This window comes from Pelotomaculum isophthalicicum JI (assembly GCF_029478095.1).
Classification (GTDB): Bacteria; Bacillota; Desulfotomaculia; order Desulfotomaculales; family Pelotomaculaceae; genus Pelotomaculum_D; species Pelotomaculum_D isophthalicicum.
This window is the reverse complement of the sequence record NZ_JAKOAV010000086.1, coordinates 1-1,448: the sequence shown is the minus strand read 5'-3', so window position 1 is coordinate 1,448 and position 1,448 is coordinate 1. Positions and strand designations below refer to the sequence as shown.

The 1,448-nt window shown below is 48.1% G+C and carries 1 protein-coding gene; it reads left to right on the top strand.

The annotated features are described in order from the left end of the window. Positions 1-645 precede the first annotated feature (645 nt). Positions 646-1,448: group II intron reverse transcriptase/maturase (ltrA, locus tag L7E55_RS17510; RefSeq protein ID WP_277445646.1), on the top strand; the 803-nt coding region annotated here is incomplete at its 3' end.

Genomic DNA, 1,448 nt, shown 5'->3' with positions numbered 1-1,448 from the left:
GGACTAGGGGGCTCATATCCAAACCCGGGGGTAATGCCTTGGGGGCTGGGTAATACCCAGAGGGCAGGGCGCTCACCGCGAGGTGAGGTCCGAAGGGCTTGAGGAGAAGTACCAGGCTGTAATCAAAGGGGCTACCCTAATGATGAACCGGTCGGCCAAAGACGGGACAAGGTCGAGCCTGCACTATGGAGGCGAAGGCGCTTCTAGTCCACCCGTCGTACCAAGGTGTTTGCGGGCGGCATGGTACGGAAGACAGTTACGTGACCCATGGAGACCTCGTATCGTCTGGTGGTTGCACCGAAAAAGGGACCGGTGGGTAAATATAGTCGGGATGGTGGTTGTGTGCACGGCCATTCCGTACAGACAAGCACGCAAGCCAGTAAGGTATTCTATAAGGAAACCCCGAAGTGAATGCCGAAGCGGTGCGAGGAGTCGGAGAATCGAATAGTACTTGAGCTGGCGAACAACAGAAACGCCGGTACCATTCGCAAATGGATGGTCCATCGTTACCCAAAAGGTAGCCAATGGAGGGAAGTCGATTCGCTTAACTGAGCCGAGAACCCTGTAAAAGCAGTGAGTAAGTTGCAGGGAAAGGATAGTTCCCTGTGCGAAAGACCCAGAACTTGCAACGAGGAGACTGTTAAAATGGGAGAGATAGGCGCGACAAAAAGAACAAAGGTGCACTCACTAATCGACAAAGTTTACAGTAAAACCAATTTAATGATGGCCTGGGATAAAGTCAAAGCTAATCAAGGTACAGGCGGAATAGATAAAGTAAGCATTGAATCCTTTGACAAAGTAGCCGAAGAAGAGCTGGAAAAACTATACAAGGAACTTAAGGAAGACATATACAAACCTCTGCCAGTTCGTAGGGTTTATATACCGAAAAGGGACAAACCAGATGAAAAAAGGCCATTAGGAATTCCAGCCATACGCGATCGTATATGCCAGCAGGCATTGAAAAATCGGCTGGAACCAATTTTTGAGCCAGAATTTAACGATTGTAGTTTTGGGTATAGACCTGGACGCTCTCCACATGACGCCATGCGAAAGATTTGGCTTGAACTGATGGCCGGGTACCACTGGATAGTAGATGCGGATTTAAAGGACTATTTTGGTAGCGTATCACATAAAAAACTAATTGATATGGTAGCAGAACGAGTTAGCGATGGACGTGTGCTGGGGCTGATTCGACAAATGCTTAAAGCGGGATACGTTGAAAAAGGTAAAAGATTACCCACACCTAAAGGCACCCCACAAGGAGGAGTCATAAGCCCACTGCTTAGCAATATCTATCTTACACCATTCGATAACGAGATGACACGCCGGGGTTACCATCTGACCCGCTGGGCCGATGACTGGACAGTGTTATGCCGAACCAAAGCTGAAGCCTATAATGCTCTAAGAGATGCAACTCGAATATTAAAAGACTTAGGTCTCAATTTACA